This window comes from Paraburkholderia sp. BR10937 (genome assembly GCF_040965695.1).
In the GTDB taxonomy this organism is placed as follows: domain Bacteria; phylum Pseudomonadota; class Gammaproteobacteria; order Burkholderiales; family Burkholderiaceae; genus Paraburkholderia.
In genome coordinates, this window is sequence record NZ_JBFRCL010000028.1 from 55,587 (window position 1) to 73,143 (window position 17,557).

Sequence of the window (17,557 nt, forward strand, 5' to 3'; positions counted from 1 at the left end):
GCGGTCAGTCCAGCGAGTTCCCGCGCCACGGCGCCTCGCGCAGGGCATCACCCTGATAAAACGTGGCGAAGCGTTGGAGCTGGCGAAGCGATGTCCCTTTCAGTCGAACTTCAGAGTGATTGATCTACGGGAACCAGCATCATCGCCTTACCGCCCAATTTGGGCGCAAGCTTCTGCTGGACTGCGACCACCGCCGGAAGCGGGCGCCATGCCACGGTCATGCTATCAACGAGGCCCGCATCGTCTAGATGCATATGATCCATGCCATCGATCACGTCGTCACCGAGCCTGATCGTGAAAACGGCAACAAAGTCAGGCCCGTCACGCAGGAGAAGCTTCGGCTCGAAGGCGTCCACCACGTCAAGAAGCTGGGTGAGCACGTTTGCCACACTTTCCCTCCCTTCGAAGGGGGCGGGAGCGATTGGGCTGCGTAGGACGACGTTATCTGCCAGATGGACCTTGGTCCCTTCGACGTCGCGTCTGCCCATGGCTTTGAGGTAGGCGTCGAGATGTTCAGTGGTGGCCATAAGGATTCTCTCCTGATAGAACCGGCGCGCCGGCTCAGCGCGTTCAGTTGCCGAAACTCTGGTGCCTGTGGCGTTCGCTTGGTCCACACAGATGCGCCAGCAGCTAGGAAAGCGCGGACGATACCTCCTACGGGGAGGCGAACCGCCTTTCAAGTCCATAGTAATGCGATTGACTCAGCATCATTAACAGGGGTAGCGTTCATATCCACCATGACAAAAATGTCACTAGTGAAACATCAGGGAGTCCATCGTGGAGAGTTTGAGCGCCTTGGGAGGGCTAGAGGTCTTTGTCCAGACTGCGCAGACCCGGAGCTTTGCCGCAGCGGGGCGAAGTCTCGGGGTCTCAGCATCAGCCATCAGCAAAAGCATTTCCCGACTTGAAGAGCGCGTTGGCGTGCGGCTCTTTCAACGCAGCACGAGGAGCGTCCGTCTTACGTCCGAAGGCGAGGTGTTCCTGGAAAGGTGCAGACGAATCTTCGGGGAGGTTCAGGCTGCGGAAGATGAGCTCAGCGCAATGGCACAACACCCGCGAGGGAGGCTAAGGGTGGGGCTGGCACTTTCGGCGGGGCTACCACTGCCCGTGCTTTCAGCGTTCATGGAGCGCCATCCCGAGATTGAACTCGATCTTGATTTCACTGATCGACTGGTCGATGTAATCGATGAAGGGTTCGACGTAGTCATTCGCGGGAGCAAGCTTCGAGATTCGCGCCTGGTGTCTCGCCCGCTGGGTCCCTGGCGCGCCTGTCTGGTGGCGGCACCAGCGTATCTGGAAAGAATGGGGACCCCCACGAAGCCCGACGACCTCTTGAATCATGCATGTCTGCACTATCGCTGGACACCTACTGGAAAACTCTATCAATGGCCGCTGCGGCATTCCCCATTCACAGCCGCTGGCTCGTCGCTGCCTTTGACGATGGTGTGCAACAGCCTGGACGTCATGCTTTATTTCGCGTTGGCGGGGCGCGGGATCGCATGCGTGCCTGACTTTTCTGTCAAGAACGCGGTCGCAGATGGACGCCTGAAAACTGTGCTGGACACCTATGTGTCGGACTCCAACACTATTCACGTGGTGTGGCCCAGCAATCGAAAAATGACGCCAAAGGTGCGCGTCTTCGTGGATTTTGTGCGTGCCAATTTTGGCAAGCATCTAGTCACTTGGAAGTGGTGACTGGCCTTCCCCCGCTTTCCCGGACGGGTACGCAACTCACGTTCGTCCGCGCTGAATTGCTGGGGGAAGTTGATGTGACGACGAGCAGCCTGGATGTGCCTGAACCTATTGAACGTCGTGACGACGTATTCCCGCTGTTGTGACGGGAAGGCCTATCCTACTAGTCGCGAGGTGCTTCACATTCCGGTGCATGAAAGCTTGGCCACGCCAGAGTTCACCGACCTCCCGCCCGCGCTGGTGCGCTGCAGGGACGATCACCATGCCGATGCCGGAAAATCGGGAATTGGTGATGATGTCGGTAAGAGCTGGCGATACCTGTTTCGAAAACGCAGGATCAAGGCCGACTACCGTGCGCTTGCGCAGGATTGCGGTTCGCGAAGGAGCGAGTGTTTCATTCATTTGCCGCCGTCATCTGTCTGCGCAGGTGCACAGACACGTGTTAGACAGGGGCATGCTAGCAATTCGGTCGCTTCAGGCTCCTGTGCACTTCGAGTGCACTTCGCTCCACCCAGTTGTGCTGGAGCAGACCGTCGTCGCGGACATGCAGAATCGCAGTGCCAGTCATTTCGATCGGCGACCCGCACGGATCGGATCCCATGAAGCCATTATTTTTCCCGGTTACACGCCAGCGGCTGACGACCCGGTCACCGGTTGCATTCTGAAACGTCTCGATGACCTCGAATCCAAAGTCGTCGATGCTCGCGAGGAACGCTGCCACCCACTTCTTGAATTCGGCGCGTGAACTGATCAGCACGCCACCCGACGTGATGCCGAAGTCTTCGGCAACCAGTTCGTCCACGGCGTCGGGGTTGCGCGACTGCCAAACCTGCCGCCAAAAATTATCGACAACCTCGATTGAGTTCCGCTTGTCCATCTTTACACCCCCTAAAGCTATGACCTTGATGCATTGCGGGATCTTCGAACCACCTGAATATCAGGTGCGAGGACGCATTGTGCGGCGTTGCGAACAAGAAGACAAACGACTAATATCAATACCATCTAGTTGATATTCGAATAAATAAAGGTATGACTCTCGATCTGGATTTGCTACGTGCGTTCGTCGCGGTAGCGGAGTCAGGCAGCTTCACCGCAGCCGCCTGTGTCGTCGGGCGTTCGCAATCCGCGGTGAGCCAGAAGGTGTTGCGGCTCGAAGACGCATTGAATATGCGTGTATTCGAGCGCACCAGTCGCTCGCTCAAACTGACCCACGAAGGCGAGCGCGTGCTCGCCGCCGGGCGCCGTCTTCTCGCGCAGTACGACGACTTCATGCGCGAGTTGCGAGAACCCGTGCAGCCGACGCGCTTGCGACTGGGCGTATCCGAAAACCTGGTGCAATCTCAATTGCCGCTCATTCTCGCGCGCTTCACCGAGCGCTTCCCGTCGGTTCAACTCGAGCTGACCACGGGGTCGAGCAACGGGCTCATTGAAAGCCAGCAAGCGGGGCTTCTCGACGTGGTGTTTGCAAGACGCAAGCGCGAGGGCTCGGCTCATCGCGGGCGGGTGATCTGGCGCGAACCCCTGGTCTGGCTCGCCGCGAAAGGCTACCGAAACGACGCGTCGCGGCCAGCGCGCCTCATCATGATGCCGCCACCGTGCGCCTATCGCGAAGTAATGACCGACACGCTGGACGCCGCGCGCCGCGCATGGACGGTGGCATGCACGGCCAGCAATTTGATCGGCGTGCAGGCCGCGGTTGCCGGAGGATTGGGCGTCACGGTACTGGGCAGATCCTTCCTGCAAAGCGGTATGAAAGTTCTGCCTGTATCCGCGCAATGGCCGGCGTTACCCGCATCCGAAGTTGCGGTCATCGGCGAGGATCCCGCGACTCAGTTCATCGTGGAGCCGCTGGTTTCCATGTTCATCGAGGTGTTGACGACAGGGTCGTCCGTGACATCGGACGAAGAGACCGCGTCGGTGAACAAGCCTGTTTGAAAGAATCAATGTTTCGATCAATTGAAGCTCTGGCCCGCCGGGCGCTTGAGCAGCGGGGATATCGCCTGATCTGGCCGTTACGCTGCTAGCATGGCGTCAAGCAAACGACCGTTCGAATCGATGTGGAAAGAGGCACATGAATCGACGGGGGAAAGCACCGATAAAAGCATGCAAAAAAGCGCCGCGCACGCGCGGCGTCATGCAAAGGGTGAGCGAGGCGCGCGTAAGATGCGGAACAAAAAAACGGGCCAAAGCGGCTCGTAGTCTGGTTGCGCATTGCCTGCAAAGAGCGATGTGCACATGGATATGACTCAACGGAGACAAAACGGTATGAAGAGGATCTGAGCTAGGGATATTCCAGTTTGCCGTGCTCATCGTGCTGCTTCTCGTCAGCCAATGGCGCAAACCAGAACGGAAAATCGCGCGTGCGGTCGCCGACTCGTAGCTGCGAATTCAGTCATGTGAACAGGTGTACATGTTCTCCAGGCGCACGGACGCCTACGCCGAAGCGATGTACCAGCACGTTTCGGGTCACCAGTACGTCGCGTTCATCGACACCGCCGGCGGCGCATCGTCAACGGGGAATCACGTCGTGGCAACGGTGGGCTTCCGCACGCGGTTCTAACCTGCCTTTGGGCGCGGCGGTCCGACGCCATTCGGACGTTGGCAGGTCCACGTCACATCGTTCCGCTGCCACTGCCAGTACCGCCAGCGCCGGAAGTGGGGGCGGACGTCGCGGTAAGCGGATGCGCGGCGCCCGCCGCGGACAGCAGCGAGACGGCGGCGGGATCGGGCATGCCATTCGCGTCGATCGCTCCTGCCGCCGCCAGCGTGCCTAGATCGCTATCGACGCCTGGCTGGCCAACCGTAAAGGATGTCGTTAAAAATGCCGGCACCGTCAGCGTGACCGCGTAGTGCTGCTGCAGATTCGTGACGACTGCGGATTGCGCTGCCTGCACGTCGGACGGGTTACCCAGTACCTGCTGGTACTGCGAGTTGGTCGGGAAGCCCGCTATCAAACCACTCTCGCTCGTGCCGAGTTGTGCAGCGAGGTAGACGAGCATCAGCTCGGTCTCCGGCGTCGTATTGAAGGTGCCCGCGGCAAACGCCACCGAATGCAGGCTCACGCCGCCGGAACTTACGCTGAGGATGCAGGAAGGCGTGGCATTGAACGTGATCGCGTAGTGTCCACCGCCGTCGGACAGGGTGGATCCCGAGCCCTGAGCGCAACTGAGGTTGACCGTCGCGCTGGCGATCGCTGTGCCGGTCGCGGCCGTGCCGGAGATGGTGACGTTCGGCGTCACGATTGTGCCGCCGCAGCCGTTGAGGCCAATGCATGCGCTTCCGCCGCAATCGGCCAGCATTGCGAGTGAAACCGCGCACACGGCAGCTCGCGCCGGGCGAACGAAACACGCCTGCTGAGCGTTCATGGTTTCTCACCGCTTCCTTCATTCACGCTCCGGATGACGCAATCGCGAATGATGCCGGCCATACGACATGTAGATCAGCATGCCGATGAGCAGCCAGACGATCAGCCGTACCCAGGTGATGAGCGGCAGTCCCACCATCAGCAGCACGCAAAACGCGATTCCGAGAATGGGGACGATCGGCACGCCGGGCGCACGGAATGGACGGCTCGCGTCGGAGTCGCTGCGCCGCAGGTACATGACGGCGCCGCACACGAGCACGAACGCAAACAGCGTACCGATGCTGACCATCTCGCCTAGTACGCCGATCGGCGTGAGGGCTGCCACGATGGCGACGACCGTGCCGATCATGATCTGGCTTCGATGCGGTGTGTGCAGGCGCGGATGGACGGTGGAGAACAGGTGGGGAAGCAGTCTGTCCTCCGACATCGTGAAGAAGATCCGGCTCTGCCCGTAGAGCAGCACGAGTATCACGGTGGTGAGCCCGGTGAGCGCGCCGATCTTGATCAGTATGGAGAACCAGGTGAAACCAATGGCGTCTACGCCTTTGGCGATCGGATCGGGTACGTTCAGCTGTGCGTATGGAACGAGTCCGGTGAGCACGGCGGCCACGAGAATATAGAGCAAGGTGCAGATGACGAGCGAGCCGAGGATTCCGATCGGCATGTCGCGCTGTGGCCGTTTCGCCTCCTGCGCGGCGGTCGATACCGCATCGAAGCCGATGAACGCAAAGAACACGACTGCGGAGCCACGCAGAATGCCGCTCGCCCCGAAGCTGCCGAACGCACCGGTGTTGGGCGGAACGAAGGGATGCCAGTTGGCGGGATGCACGAAGAATGCGCCGATGACGATGAAGGTCGCCACGACCGTCAGCTTGATGACGACCATCACGTTGTTGACGCGTGCCGACTCGCGCGTGCCGAGCACCAGCATCGTCGTCAGAATCGCGATGATCAGCACGGCGGGGAGATTGATGATGCCCGCAACAGTCGAACCGTCAGGCAGCTGGACCGTCGTGCCGGGTGCGGCAGCTAGCGTAGGCGGGATATTGATTCCGACATTGCGCAGCAGGCTGACGATATAACCTGACCAGCCGACGGCGACCGTCGCGGCACCCATGGCGTACTCGAGAATCAGGTCCCAGCCGATGATCCACGCAAACACTTCGCCGAGCGTCGCATAAGTATACGTGTAGGTGCTGCCGCATACGGGGAGCATGGCGGCCAGTTCGGAGTAGCACAGGCCGACAAACGCGCACGCAATGCCGCCCAGCACGAAGGAGAGGATGATGCCCGGTCCGGCAAATTGTGCCGCCGCCGTGCCGGTAAGGACAAAGATACCCGCGCCGATAATGGCGCCGATGCCCATCGCCGTGATGCTGGGCGCCCCCAGGGTCTTCGACAGTGCGCGGCCGCCTTCGGCTTCGGCGCTTCCCACTATGTCGGCGACGGACTTGCGCGCCGTGTAGCTCGTGTCAGCCATGATAGGTTGTCCCATTCGACTGTGACTGGAAACGACTCGATTCGGCTTGCTTTACTTCTTTAGAATAGACACAGGCGCGAGTGGGCGAAGGGTAAGTTTTCAGTTAACCGAACAGCGACGACCGGCTTGCGTGGACAAAGATGTTTCGGAACGCTTCATGTGCATCTGCAAGATGTGGGATCCGGACTATGCGCCACGCGTATCGCAGGATTCGTCGGCATCATCGATGGTTCGCCGTCCTGGCAAAGTCCACGCTCGCGCGGGCAGCTCAGCCGGACGGCAGCCAGGAGAAGTGGAATGGACAACGACAAACCGTCGCCGCGGCGCGCGACATTCGAGAAAGGGATCCGGATCGGCGAATACGGATGGTTTGGCCGGCTTGCGGCCGTCGTCGTGAGCACAATCGTGCTGGTGGTGGCAGCGATGCTGTCGCTGGTGCTGCTTGCCGTGCTGTTCGGCGTGGGCGCAATTGTCGTCGGCTATCTCTGGTGGAAGATCCGCGCGCTGCGCAGGCAGGCGCGCGAGTTCGGCGACGACGGCCGGACCGTCGACGTCGAGGTCGTCTATAAGGACTCGCACGGCGACGATATCGCGAAACGCTGACCTGTGATGCCTGCGCGAGCGCCTCCAGCGTACGCGTAAACGACAGTTGGAATCGTCTTTGCGCGAATTATAAATACACAAGGCCGCGCAAGATATATCAAACGATTTCGGCCAATCGTAAGCATTCGACTTCCGCCACGCCTACTCACGCGTGTCGGTCCAGCACGCATGCGCAATGCTGGCCAATTCGCGTGAAAGCCTTGCCTCTCTCGGGTTCGCCGTTCTTCAAGGGACACGGCGCGAGACTCCGCTTCCGCCATGTTCGCCACGGTTAGGAGATTCTACGATGAAGACTCAAAATATAGGAATGCTACTGATTGTCGGTGCGAGTGGTATGTTCGTCGGCGGAATCGCCCACAGCGATCCGCACGGCCCGCAACCTGGCCAGCGGGGCGCGGGCTTCATCAAGAGCTTTCAGATTATTGCTGCCGAACCGGCGTTTGGCGGTGCGACGCCTGCCGGCGCGGCTGGGCCATACGAGGTCATCACCGCCGTCGTGCACGGCGCCCTCGATCCGCGCTCTCCGCTCAACGCGGGCATTGTCAACATCAGGAACGCGCCGGTCGGCGTCGATGGCTACGTCGACTATTGGACCGATGTCGTGATCCTGCGTCCGCAAAGCGCGGCGAATGCCACGCGCGTGCTCTTCTACGACGTCGTGAATCGCGGCAACAAGCTCGCCGACGGGTCGTTCATTGGCGGAGGTGCGCTCGATACCGGGGCACCCCCGCCGTCCACATTTCCTTCGTTGCTGCGCCATGGCTATACGATTCTCTGGAGCGGCTGGCAGGGCGACATTCCGCTCAACGGTACGAGTACGCTTGCCGGTACCGGGCTGGTCGGCACGAGGTTCCCCGTGGCCACCAACAAGGACGGTTCGCCGATGACTGCGCTATCGCGCGAAGAGTTCATTCCCGACTATGCGGGAGGCGACCCGACGACGATTCCGCTCACGTACCCGCCCGCCGATCTCAACGATACGGGCAGCGTGACCTTCACCGCGCGGCAATCGTGGCTATCGGCCTACGGCAGCATTCCGGGCGGCGTGCAAACCTATACGGCGCCTTCGACCAAGGTGACGGCGTGGAGCTATATCAGCACGCCGAACAACGTCTATGAAGGGAATTACTCGGTCAAGTTCACGCCGCCCGCGTCGGTGCCGGGTCCCAACGGCAGGACCGTCGCGCCCGATGCCGGGACGATTTACAGCTTCGTCTACAAGGCTGCGGCGCCGACCATCGACGGCATTGGCTTTGCGGCGCTGCGCGATCTCGTCTCCTGGCTGCGCTACGACAGGGCCGATGCGCGTGGCGTTCAGAATCCGCTCAACGATCTGAAGGATGCGGCGTGTGCAGCGTCGAAGTGCTCCCGGGATACGAACTTCGACGTCGCGATCGGGGAAGGCATTTCGCAGTCGGGCCGCTTCATCAAGGACTTTCTCTATCAGGGGTTCAACGAGGACAAGCACGGAAGGATCGTTTTCGACGGACTATTTCCGATCATTTCCGCTGCACGCCGCACGTGGACCAACGCTGCGTTCGCACAGCCGGGACGGTGGTCGAAACAGCATGAAGACCACTTCATGCCGGGTTTCCAGTTCCCCTTCACGTACGCGGTTACGACCGATCCGGTCAGCGGCGCGACCGATGGCCTGCTTAAGCGTTGCGAGGCCTCCGGTACGTGTCCGAAGATCATGCAACTCGACGGCGCATTCGAATGGTGGGGCGGGGCCGCTTCGCTGGTCGTCACCGATGGACGGGGCAACGACATCCACTTGCCGCCGAATGTACGTTACTACCTCGTACCGGGCACGCAGCACGGCGGCGGCAGCGGCGTGACCACGGGCAACTTCACGGTGCCAGCGACAGGCAGTCTGTGTCAGTTGCCGGGCTCGCCCGTGGAAGAAACGCCCGTCGAGCGCGCATTGATTCCCGCGATGGTCGCGTGGGCCGGCAAGGGCACGGAGCCGCCCGCCTCGCAATATCCGACCGTTGCATCGGGCAATCTGGTCGCGCCGACGCAAGCCGCGACGGGCTTCCCTAATCTCGAGAGCGTGACCGTGCCGAGCGGACCCGCCGCGACGCCGACAGCGCTCAGTCTCACGTTCAACGGCGAATACAATCAGGTCTTCGTGACCGACTACAGCAAGGCCGTGCCGGTCGTGAGCACTGCGCAGCCCTACACGATTCTCGTGCCCAAGGTCGACGCCAACGGCAACGAAACCACGGGCGTACTCGTGCCGGATGTGAGCGTACCGCTCGCGACCTACACCGGGTGGAACTATCGCGGTGCCGGCCACGCGATCGGTGAAGGCTGCATCTCCAACGGCGCGGCGATTCCGTTCGCGGTGAACGCGTCCGCGCAGTCAGGCGGCGTCGATAGCCGAGCCACGCTGAACGCGCTCTATGGCGGCAGCCGATCGCGCTATCAGGCGGCGGTTGCCGCGGCGGCGAACGCACTCGTCAAGCAAGGCTACTTGCTGCAGGACGATGCGACGAACGTCTTCATCAGCAACGCAGCGCAGATTTCGCCGACCCTGCTGCCGAATCCTTGAGCTGCGAACAAGCGTCGTCGCGTCGCGCAAGCGAGTTGGAACAAGCGCGACGACGCATCGGCACCGGTCTCTACTGCACCGTAATGGTCGCCTTCATATACGGGTGAATTCCGCAGAACACCTTGTACACCCCCGGCTTGTCGAACTTGAACTGATACGTATCGTTCTGGTCGAGCGCGGCGGAGTGAAAGACGCCTGCATCGTTGACGACTGTATGGGGTTCGCCATCCATATTTTTCCAGGTTACCGTGGTGCCCGCCTTGACCGTGAGCGCCATCGGCGAAAACATGAAATTCTTGATGTCGATCTCATTGGGCTCCTGCGCGTGCGCGGCAGGCACGCCAAGGGAGGCCCCCGCCATGAGCATCCCGATCCCGTAGAAGAGGGCGAACGCGCGACGATAGTGAATGGAGAGCATGGCTCGGATCCTTGTTCAGTGAGCGAGACGCGAGGTCAGGCGAGGGACGTGTCGGAAAGCGTCGCCGCGAGAGGATGGCGCGTGATCCGGATGCTGGTGACGCCAAGCATCTTCGGCAGCTGATCGCTTGCCACCTTGAGCGGCCCGGGTCCGGGTCCGTCGCCGGCCGTCGGTTGCGGATAGGCGGTCGAGCGTGCCGTGTGGAAGGTGATATTGCCCTCCACCTTGGAAACGATCTGATGTATGTGGCCATTGAGCACGGTCACCGAGCCGAAGCGCTTTAGATAATCCATGGCCTGGCCCGCATCGCCGGTACCCCAACCCCATGGTTCGTAGATCGTCCACATCGGCATGTGCGTAAACACGACGATCGGCGTGCTCGACGTGCGGCCCTTCAGATCGTTTTCCAGCCAGGCGAGTTGGTCCTCGCCCAGATTGCCCAGCCCGTTCGGCTTGAAATGCATCACGTTGACGAGCGCGATGAAGTGCACGCCATTGTGGTCGAAGCTGTAATAACCCCGGTTGTCCGATGCCTTGCCGAAACGCTTGAAGTATTCGCCTTGCGGTCCATCTGTCACATCGTGTTCGCCGGGCGTGGTGTGCAACTCCGTAATGTCGAGACCGGAAAGTATTTGCGCCGCCAGATCGAATTCCTCAGGTTTGGAGAGATGGGTGATATCGCCCGTGTGAATCGCCAGGGCGGGTTTGACCGGCATCGCGTTCACATAGTCGATGGTCTGTTTGAGCGTGCCCGCGACATCGGGATTGGCTTCCTTGTTGAAGCCAATATGCGAGTCGCTGATCTGCAAAAAGAGCGGAACGCCGGCGTTTTCTTTGCTGCTCGCCGCCAGTGCCAGCTCCATGGGCGTGAGGACGCCTCCGGCCAGAACGAACACGGTGCCGGCGCCACCGAAGGCGAGGCATTTCAGGGCGTTGCGGCGTGACGGTTGGGAAGGAAGATCTGACGACATGATGTCCTCTCGACTGAGTTCAGAAAGTCGACCGCCGGCGCAATTCGGAGCGCCTCCAGGGCGGGCTTCACGTGCAATACCGCGAGCGCCGCTGTTTTATTCCCGTTTTTTTCTGCGAGTCGAGCACGGGAATAACCGACGTGGGTTCGCGGTATGGCAGGCGTGGCACACGAAATGGCGGAAACCAATATGGACATCGTCGGCTTGACCCGTCGCCGCGCGAGCGAAGCGAGGGTCAACGTTCAATTCTTGCTGCGCCGGCTTCAACTCACGTCGGGCCTCGTGATGCTGACGTATCTCTTTCTGCATCTGGTCAATCACGCGCTCGGCATCTGGTCGATCGAGCTTGCCGGACACGGTCTCGTACTCGCGCTGCGGCTTTGGCGCAGCGCGCCCGGCACGATCGCGCTGTATGGTGCCGCGTCGGTGCATTTCGCGCTGGCGCTGCACACAATATATGGGCGGCGCCACTGGGCGCTGCCGCCTGCGGAATGGATCCGCCTGTGGGCGGGGCTCAGCCTCCCGCTCCTGCTGATCCGGCATGCGGTGACGACCCGGCTCGCGTCTTCGCTCTATGGTTTCGAGCCGAACTACGAGCGCGTCATCGTCGTGCTGCTCACGAGCGGCACGCAGGGGCTGCAACTCGCGTTGCTAGCGCCTGGTTGGATACACGGATGCCTCGGGCTGTGGTTCCGGTTGCGCCACCGTGCGTGGGCGCGTCGCATGCGGCTCACGCTGCTGAACCTCTTCGTCCTGTTGCCGCTGCTTTCGGCAGCGGGCTTCATCCACATGATGCGAGCCGTCGAGGGAGCGGGCCACCTGCTTCCGCCTGTCGATGCCGCACTCGTGGTCCATCAGGCCGCCCTCAACGGTGCACGTCACACTCTCGTCACGCTCTATCTCGCGCTGATTGCCAGCACGCTGATCCTGGGCCAGTTGCGCAACGCGCTGGAGCGCCGCAGGCTGCGCAGAGAGTCGGTGGGCGTCCGTTTGCTGACCCGCAGTGCATCGTGCCAACAGGATGTTCAGGAATGACTTGCGATGTCGAATTTGTTCCGATACGAAGGCGAAAACTTTATATTCAGCGCATGCGGAGAAGGGCGAATATACGGGTTCCAGTCGGTGGCGAGAGCGGGGGACGCTTCGTCAGCGAGTCGCCAGCATCCGGGAGGAGACATGTCCGCAGTTTGTGCGATCCACAGGGATTTGCGTTCCGACACGTTGAGTTCGGTCGCTGCGCGATTTAAAGGCAGGACGGTGCGCCTGTGTTCTGGCGGGCCCCTTGCGCATCGAATTGCTCGCGGAGCTTCGAGTCTGCCTTGCGCGCCACGCCGCGGTGCATGGCCACGATGATCGCGCAGAAAGCAATTAGAAAGACCGATAAGGTAAACATCATGTAGCCCCTGTCTGATCAGATCAGACCGGATATCTGTCTGTCTACGGTGCGCACGATGATGCGCATACCCGAGGCCTGACCGGCGCCAATGGCGTCCGCCCCTGCTGCCAGGACGTTCACGATTTATCATTCGTGACGTGAGATGCCAAAATACCCAGATAACCCGTAACGAGGCGTTGACCCGCCGACTGTACGGGATGATCCGCCCCTCTTTGCCGCGCCGCGCGCCCGCACATCGAAGACGAACGGACACCCTTGAGACCAGGACGCCGAATCCCATCTATCTGTCGTGAACCCGCGTATCCGTCCCCCCTTGCCGCCTGAATGGCCGTTTCCGCCGTATCGCGACGTTTCCGGTCGCGCGTTCGGCGATCTCGTCGCGCTTCAATATCGCGGCGCCGGCGTGTGGCTCTGGCGGTGCCGCTGCGGCGCCCACGTCACGGCCGCGCTGGATGCGGTGGAGAGCGGCCAGACGCGCGATTGCGGCTGCGGCGAGCAGCGTCGCGTGTGGCGGTCGCGGCCGGGCTCGCCTGCGCTGAAGGGCGGCGAGGTGTTCGGCCAGTTGACGACGGATCGCTACGCCGGCGATGGCAAGTGGGTTTGCCGGTGCGATTGCGGCAATGAGGTGACGGTGAGCGCCGGGCGCCTGCGACTGGGCCAGGCGCGTTCGTGCGGCCGCTGCCTCGGCGCTTTAACCGGCTAAGCGATGCGCACTCGTCACGACTTGACCGGAACCCCGTAGGCGCTGACGATGCGCGCGTCCTGCTCGGCAGCCGAAAACAACTCCCATTCGAGACCGTTCACGTCGAAGCTGCTCGAATAGCCGGTTGCCGCGTCGTCCTCGAATCCAACGTGGCGCAACATTCCCGCTTGCGCCGGCTGCTCATTGATCGAAAAGTTGAGGAGATCGGTACGCCACATCGCGTACTGGCCGGGCACGACGGCTGACGGTGGCTGTCCGAGCCGCTGGCTATAGTCTGCGATCGAGGCTTCGAGGTTCGAAACGGCCAGTGCGATATGAAAGCGCTTCATGATGGGCTCCGTGATTGTCCGCACATCGTAAGCCGGGCGCAGCCGCATAAACAGTTCAGCAGCCATTCTGGTATGCGGACTACTCGTCATGCTCCCGCGAGGCGAGCCACCGCTTCGCCCTCGCTTTCACGCTGCAGAAAACCGGCCACTACCGAAGCCTCCATCGGGCGCGAACAATAGTAGCCCTGAATAAGTGTTGCCCCGAGCGCCGCGACCGTCCGCAGTTCGGCCGCCGTTTCCACCCCTTCGACGATGCAGTCGAGCGACATCTGCCGGCTCAGATTGAGCAGCGTGCGAACCACGGTGAACGCCGTCGTGCGTTCCCTGAGACCGCTCACGAACATCCTGTCGATCTTCAGGCGCGTGAGCGGAAGTTTGCACAGGTACGAGAGGCTCGAATAGCCGGTGCCGAAATCGTCGACCGACAAACCGCAGCCCAGCGCGCGCAGCACCTTGGCCGCTTTCTGGACCTGGTCGAAGTCCTTGGCCATCGCGGTTTCGGTGATCTCGAAGTCGAGCCGGGCCGGATCGATGCCGCTGCTGACGATGCACCGGGCCAACTCTTTCACCGCGGACTCACTGGCAAAATCATGCGCGGACAGATTGAAGGACAAGCGGATATGCGCTGGCCATTGCTTCGCGCAGGCCAGGGCCTTGGCAAACAGCGCGAGGGTCAAGCCGTTGATGACACCGTTGCGCTCCGCGGCGGGAATGAATTCGCCGGGCGGGACCGTGCCGAGCGACGCGCTGCGCCAGCGCGCCAAGGCTTCGAAACCGACGGTGCGCTGGCGTTCGAGCGAGTAGATCGGCTGGAATGCGAGATCAAGTTCGCTGGCGAGATCGGGGGAGCGTAGCGCCTGGGCAATCTGCGACTCGCGAATGATGGCGTTGCGGTGCGTCTCCGAAAAGATGGTCACCGAGCCGCGCGAGCGGCGCTTGCCTTCGTAAAGCGCGTAGTCTGCCGTTTCGAATAAATCCGCCTTGCTGCGTGAAATGTGCGGATAGGTGGAAAAGCCGATCGTCGCTCCGAGCCGAACGGAAATCTCGCCGACCTGTACGGGACAGTGAAAAACATCGCAAATGGTGCGGCCGAGCTGCGAGAGGCCGGCGTCCGTGCAGTCGTCCTTGACGATGATGCCGAATTCGTCGCCACCAAGCCTCGCCAGCGTGATCGTGCCGCGCGCCGCTTTGGCGAGGCGCGACGCGACTTCGGCCAGCACGTGGTCGCCCAGCGAGTGGCCGTGAATGTCGTTGACGGACTTGAAGCCGTCGAGATCGACGAGGCCCACCGCGAGCCGTCCGCCCGATGCCATGGCGGCATCGAATTGCTTGTCGAGCGAGGCGAAAAACGCCCGCCGGTTGGGGAGATTCGTGAGACTGTCGATATTCGCAAGACGCTTGTTTTCGCGTTGCGTAGCCACGAGATCCGCGAAGTTCTTGTATTGCGTGAAGGCAACGACCAGCATCGCCAGCGAAACCAGCGACGTATCGATTGCGATTGCCTGGAATACACCGTTTCCCGAACTCAGGAACGTGATGACGAGGGCGCCGTTGACGATGGCGGTGACAGTGAACGCTGCCTTGATGACGTTCATCAGGCAGAAGATGACGCCGACGACCGTGATGGCCATGTAGAAGGCGACATGAAGCTTGAATGCCGCGCCGCCATGAGGCAGCAGGGACAGCGACCATACCGTGAACGAGATGGAGAAGACCCAGGCGAGCCTGCCGGAATTGCGCAGGATCGTAGCCGCGTCTTCCGCACTGACACGCATCCTGGAGAGCCGCAGCCAGGAGACGACGCGTACGAAGCAAAATGCCGTGAGCACGAGCGGACAGATCACGCCCTGCCAGGCGGGAATCTCGTTCTCGTGGGGCAGCACCATGCCCCACGTGTTGACGATCAGCAGCCCATACATCATGGGAAGCTGATAGATCATCACGCGCAACTGCGCCAGCTTCAGGGCCGCGCTGTTTCCGGCGAGGAAAGTGCGCCGAATCGTTCCCCAATACTGGGCCAGTACGTTGAACATTATCTTGCGAGTCGGTGCGGTCCCGCTACGACTGCCGGGAACGAAATGTAATACCTCGGTTTACGACCGCTCGCATTATTTCTGGAGGCAACGCGCGTGCTTTTCATCGTCGTCGCGTGTCCCATTTTTCATCAGGCTTTCAACGCGGCCGCCGGGGTTCGCGCCTTTCGTTTCTTCAACGATGCGACGACCTCGTCGACCATCGGATGGTGACGATGCGTGTTCCACAGCAGCGCAGCCGTGACCACCGCAATCTTTTCTTTCAGCGGCCGCACGACCACATTGCCGGGCGCGAGCTTGCGCATCGACGACGGCACGAGCGCCACAGCCGACATAGGACGGCCGCGGCGTCACGATGATCAGCGCGCGCAATCGCTTGGTCCAGATCGACTCGGGCAAGCCGGTGCAAATGGCGGGTGTCATCGTGCACGAAAACGACTACCTGATTGCGGATCGATGCGGCACGGTGTTCGTTCCCGAAGGCCATATCCAAGCGGTGCTGGCGCTTGGCGAGCGGATCGCGCGCCGCCAGGACGGCATGGTGGCGGCGGTGCGCGCCGGGCGCCCGGTTGCGGACGTCATGCCTTGCGTGAAGCGATTGCCGGCAAGTTCCAGCGTGAAAACAGGCTCGAGGTGGACTGGCGCGATACGCTCGTATGCAGCGGCGGAAAGCAGGTGATCTTCAACGCACTCGCCGCGACGCTCAATGAGGATGACGAAGTCATCGTCCCCGCGCCGTATTGGGTGAGCTACCCCGAGATCGTGCAGTTGTGCGGCGCCCGCGCGGTGATCGTGCCATGCGGCGCGCAGAGCATCATCGAGCGCACGCGCCATGCACCGGCCTAAGCGAGTGCCCTCTATGCCGCGAGTTTGCGCTACATCGCGAGCAGGGCGTGGCATTGGCCGAAATTGCGGATTGCGGGCACTTTCCCATGTATTCGAACCCGGTCGCGATGTGGCGGGCCATTGCCGAATTTCAGCGGCGCGTTTGACGAGCCGCGCGTTGCGTACGAAACGATCCCGCCGCGGTTACTCATGATGCGCATTGGATAATAGCGGCCCTGGTGGCAGCAATACGGCCAGCCGCGATGCAATGATCCTGGCGCAAACGTTTGGCATCCTCAGCGATATGGGCGTGCCGCCGGTCGCTCGCTCCCGCGGCCTAAAGTTCGCGTAGCCATTGCCGAAATACGAGCTATGGCGCGCAAACATCCCGACTATCCCGACAAACCTCCCATCTGGGCAGAGGCGCGCGCGCTCGAGGCGAGCATTCGCGTCATCCGCCGCGCGCAAGGCAAGAAGAACCCCGAGGACTTCCCGGCGGGAAGCCCGGAGTGCACGGCTGCCATGGATGAGTTCGTGCGCGACGTCTGCCGCGCCCTCGAGATCGATATCAACACGCTCGGCAAGGACGCCGGCAACTTCTAAGGCTTGCCGTCCCGCTGGCCGGCGCTGGGCGGCCGTTCGTCCCCTGCACGCGCGGGAATGCGGTTTGCGCGCCCCGCAACGACCGCTGACGAGTTCACGAGGTTGCGCGTGAAAACGACTCTTACGCTCGCGTTGTCGTCCTGTCTCGGCTTGGCGTTGCTCACGACGCAGCCAGCACATGGCGCAGATCCCACCCCCACTCTCACACCCGATGCCGCGCCGCCGTGCGGCAAGCTCGTGGGGACCAACGCCGCCGGCGGCTTCGCACTACGCAGCGGCGAACCGGTCGATTTCGTTTCCGCGGGGCAGGCCACGCACGGCACGCTGCTCGTTTTCAGCGATGGACCCGTATTTCGCGCGTACTGGCAACCCGAAGGCAGCGAAGAGAAGTACGCACTCGCCAACGCCGGTCCAGACAGCGTGCGCCTCGTTTCGACGCCTCCGCAGGGCACACCGACCCTCGGCGCCCAGCCCGGCGTCGCCACGCAGCCATTGCAAGTGCTTTCCTGTCCGAAGCTTTAACTCCGCTGTCATGCCGTTTCCGGTCCATATCCCACCATGTGAACCGTGCTTTCGTATCGCGCCG

18 protein-coding genes and 4 pseudogenes are annotated in these 17,557 nt (G+C 61.7%); 12 read left to right on the forward strand and 10 right to left on the reverse strand.

The genetic code is table 11. The features are described 5' to 3' along the window. Nucleotides 1-110 precede the first annotated feature (110 nt). The gene (locus AB4Y44_RS23080) at nucleotides 111-527 is read right to left on the reverse strand and encodes a nuclear transport factor 2 family protein (RefSeq protein WP_342922605.1); all 417 of its coding nucleotides are present in this window, start codon (nucleotides 525-527) and stop codon (nucleotides 111-113) included. Between the two features lie 259 nt (nucleotides 528-786). On the opposite strand from AB4Y44_RS23080, the gene AB4Y44_RS23085 reads away from it, so the two are divergent. Next, on the forward strand, nucleotides 787-1,695 hold the full coding sequence (locus AB4Y44_RS23085; protein ID WP_368701005.1) for a LysR family transcriptional regulator: 909 nt from the start codon (nucleotides 787-789) through the stop codon (nucleotides 1,693-1,695). 105 nt (nucleotides 1,696-1,800) lie between these two features. Here the strand turns inward: AB4Y44_RS23085 and AB4Y44_RS23090 are convergent, their stop codons facing one another. Beyond that, a complete protein-coding gene (locus AB4Y44_RS23090; protein WP_368700974.1) occupies nucleotides 1,801-2,094 on the reverse strand; it encodes a hypothetical protein in 294 nt (97 codons plus the stop codon). Nucleotides 2,095-2,149: 55 nt separating this feature from the next. Further along, nucleotides 2,150-2,569, reverse strand: a complete 420-nt coding sequence (locus AB4Y44_RS23095) for an ester cyclase (RefSeq protein ID WP_342925500.1) — start codon at nucleotides 2,567-2,569, stop codon at nucleotides 2,150-2,152. A 152-nt stretch (nucleotides 2,570-2,721) separates the two neighbouring features. Between AB4Y44_RS23095 and AB4Y44_RS23100 the strand changes: the two genes are divergently transcribed. Both AB4Y44_RS23100 and AB4Y44_RS23105 read left to right on the forward strand, forming a co-directional pair. Beyond that, nucleotides 2,722-3,627, forward strand: a complete 906-nt coding sequence (locus tag AB4Y44_RS23100) for a LysR family transcriptional regulator (protein ID WP_368700975.1) — start codon at nucleotides 2,722-2,724, stop codon at nucleotides 3,625-3,627. 457 nt (nucleotides 3,628-4,084) lie between these two features. Further along, a pseudogene (locus tag AB4Y44_RS23105) lies at nucleotides 4,085-4,252 on the forward strand (porin); the annotation flags it as partial. A gap of 52 nt (nucleotides 4,253-4,304) precedes the next feature. On the opposite strand, the gene AB4Y44_RS23110 reads toward AB4Y44_RS23105, so the two are convergent. Further along, entirely contained in the window at nucleotides 4,305-5,057 is a 753-nt protein-coding gene (locus AB4Y44_RS23110; protein ID WP_368700976.1) for a hypothetical protein, read from the reverse strand. Nucleotides 5,058-5,075: 18 nt separating this feature from the next. Further along, nucleotides 5,076-6,536, reverse strand: coding sequence for an amino acid permease (locus AB4Y44_RS23115; protein ID WP_342924838.1), 1,461 nt, complete (start codon nucleotides 6,534-6,536; stop codon nucleotides 5,076-5,078). 297 nt (nucleotides 6,537-6,833) lie between these two features. Here AB4Y44_RS23115 and AB4Y44_RS23120 point away from each other — a divergent pair, with 297 nt between their 5' ends. Next, a complete protein-coding gene (locus AB4Y44_RS23120; protein WP_342924839.1) occupies nucleotides 6,834-7,139 on the forward strand; it encodes a hypothetical protein in 306 nt (101 codons plus the stop codon). Between the two features lie 286 nt (nucleotides 7,140-7,425). After that, nucleotides 7,426-9,693 (forward strand): alpha/beta hydrolase domain-containing protein, encoded by a 2,268-nt coding sequence (locus AB4Y44_RS23125; RefSeq protein WP_368700977.1) that lies wholly within the window; start codon nucleotides 7,426-7,428, stop codon nucleotides 9,691-9,693. A 70-nt stretch (nucleotides 9,694-9,763) separates the two neighbouring features. On the opposite strand, the gene AB4Y44_RS23130 is transcribed toward AB4Y44_RS23125, so the two are convergent. Further along, nucleotides 9,764-10,060, reverse strand: coding sequence for a cupredoxin family copper-binding protein (locus AB4Y44_RS23130; RefSeq protein WP_342924877.1), 297 nt, complete (start codon nucleotides 10,058-10,060; stop codon nucleotides 9,764-9,766). An 86-nt stretch (nucleotides 10,061-10,146) separates the two neighbouring features. Next, entirely contained in the window at nucleotides 10,147-11,082 is a 936-nt protein-coding gene (locus AB4Y44_RS23135) for a metallophosphoesterase (RefSeq protein ID WP_342924841.1), read from the reverse strand. A 285-nt stretch (nucleotides 11,083-11,367) separates the two neighbouring features. Between AB4Y44_RS23135 and AB4Y44_RS23140 the strand changes: the two genes are divergently transcribed. Both AB4Y44_RS23140 and AB4Y44_RS23145 read left to right on the forward strand, forming a co-directional pair. After that, nucleotides 11,368-12,117: a hypothetical protein gene (locus tag AB4Y44_RS23140; protein WP_368701006.1), complete on the forward strand. Its 750-nt coding sequence runs from the start codon at nucleotides 11,368-11,370 to the stop codon at nucleotides 12,115-12,117. A gap of 650 nt (nucleotides 12,118-12,767) precedes the next feature. Beyond that, on the forward strand, nucleotides 12,768-13,181 hold the full coding sequence (locus tag AB4Y44_RS23145; protein WP_342924842.1) for a hypothetical protein: 414 nt from the start codon (nucleotides 12,768-12,770) through the stop codon (nucleotides 13,179-13,181). A 14-nt stretch (nucleotides 13,182-13,195) separates the two neighbouring features. On the opposite strand, the gene AB4Y44_RS23150 is transcribed toward AB4Y44_RS23145, so the two are convergent. The 3 genes from AB4Y44_RS23150 to AB4Y44_RS23160 all read right to left on the reverse strand — a co-directional run bounded on the left by AB4Y44_RS23150 (nucleotide 13,196) and on the right by AB4Y44_RS23160 (nucleotide 15,878). Next, entirely contained in the window at nucleotides 13,196-13,510 is a 315-nt protein-coding gene (locus AB4Y44_RS23150; protein ID WP_342924843.1) for a hypothetical protein, read from the reverse strand. Between the two features lie 86 nt (nucleotides 13,511-13,596). Beyond that, nucleotides 13,597-15,543: a putative bifunctional diguanylate cyclase/phosphodiesterase gene (locus AB4Y44_RS23155; RefSeq protein ID WP_368700978.1), complete on the reverse strand. Its 1,947-nt coding sequence runs from the start codon at nucleotides 15,541-15,543 to the stop codon at nucleotides 13,597-13,599. A 131-nt stretch (nucleotides 15,544-15,674) separates the two neighbouring features. Then, entirely contained in the window at nucleotides 15,675-15,878 is a 204-nt protein-coding gene (locus AB4Y44_RS23160) for a hypothetical protein (RefSeq protein ID WP_368701010.1), read from the reverse strand. A 5-nt stretch (nucleotides 15,879-15,883) separates the two neighbouring features. On the opposite strand from AB4Y44_RS23160, the pseudogene AB4Y44_RS23165 reads away from it, so the two are divergent. The 5 genes and pseudogenes from AB4Y44_RS23165 to AB4Y44_RS23185 all read left to right on the forward strand — a co-directional run. Further along, a pseudogene (locus AB4Y44_RS23165) lies at nucleotides 15,884-16,222 on the forward strand (hypothetical protein); the annotation flags it as partial. Then, a pseudogene (locus tag AB4Y44_RS23170) lies at nucleotides 16,126-16,350 on the forward strand (aminotransferase class I/II-fold pyridoxal phosphate-dependent enzyme); the annotation flags it as partial. The pseudogenes AB4Y44_RS23165 and AB4Y44_RS23170, both read left to right, overlap by 97 nt. Nucleotides 16,351-16,359: 9 nt before the next feature. Next, nucleotides 16,360-16,535: pseudogene (locus AB4Y44_RS23175) on the forward strand (alpha/beta hydrolase); the annotation flags it as partial. Nucleotides 16,536-16,740: 205 nt separating this feature from the next. Further along, nucleotides 16,741-16,971, forward strand: a complete 231-nt coding sequence (locus tag AB4Y44_RS23180) for a hypothetical protein (protein WP_368700979.1) — start codon at nucleotides 16,741-16,743, stop codon at nucleotides 16,969-16,971. A 237-nt stretch (nucleotides 16,972-17,208) separates the two neighbouring features. Continuing rightward, nucleotides 17,209-17,493 carry a hypothetical protein gene (locus AB4Y44_RS23185; RefSeq protein WP_368701007.1) on the forward strand — a complete coding sequence of 95 codons (285 nt, stop codon included), beginning with the start codon at nucleotides 17,209-17,211 and terminating at the stop codon, nucleotides 17,491-17,493. The last annotated feature ends 64 nt before the right edge of the window (nucleotides 17,494-17,557 follow it).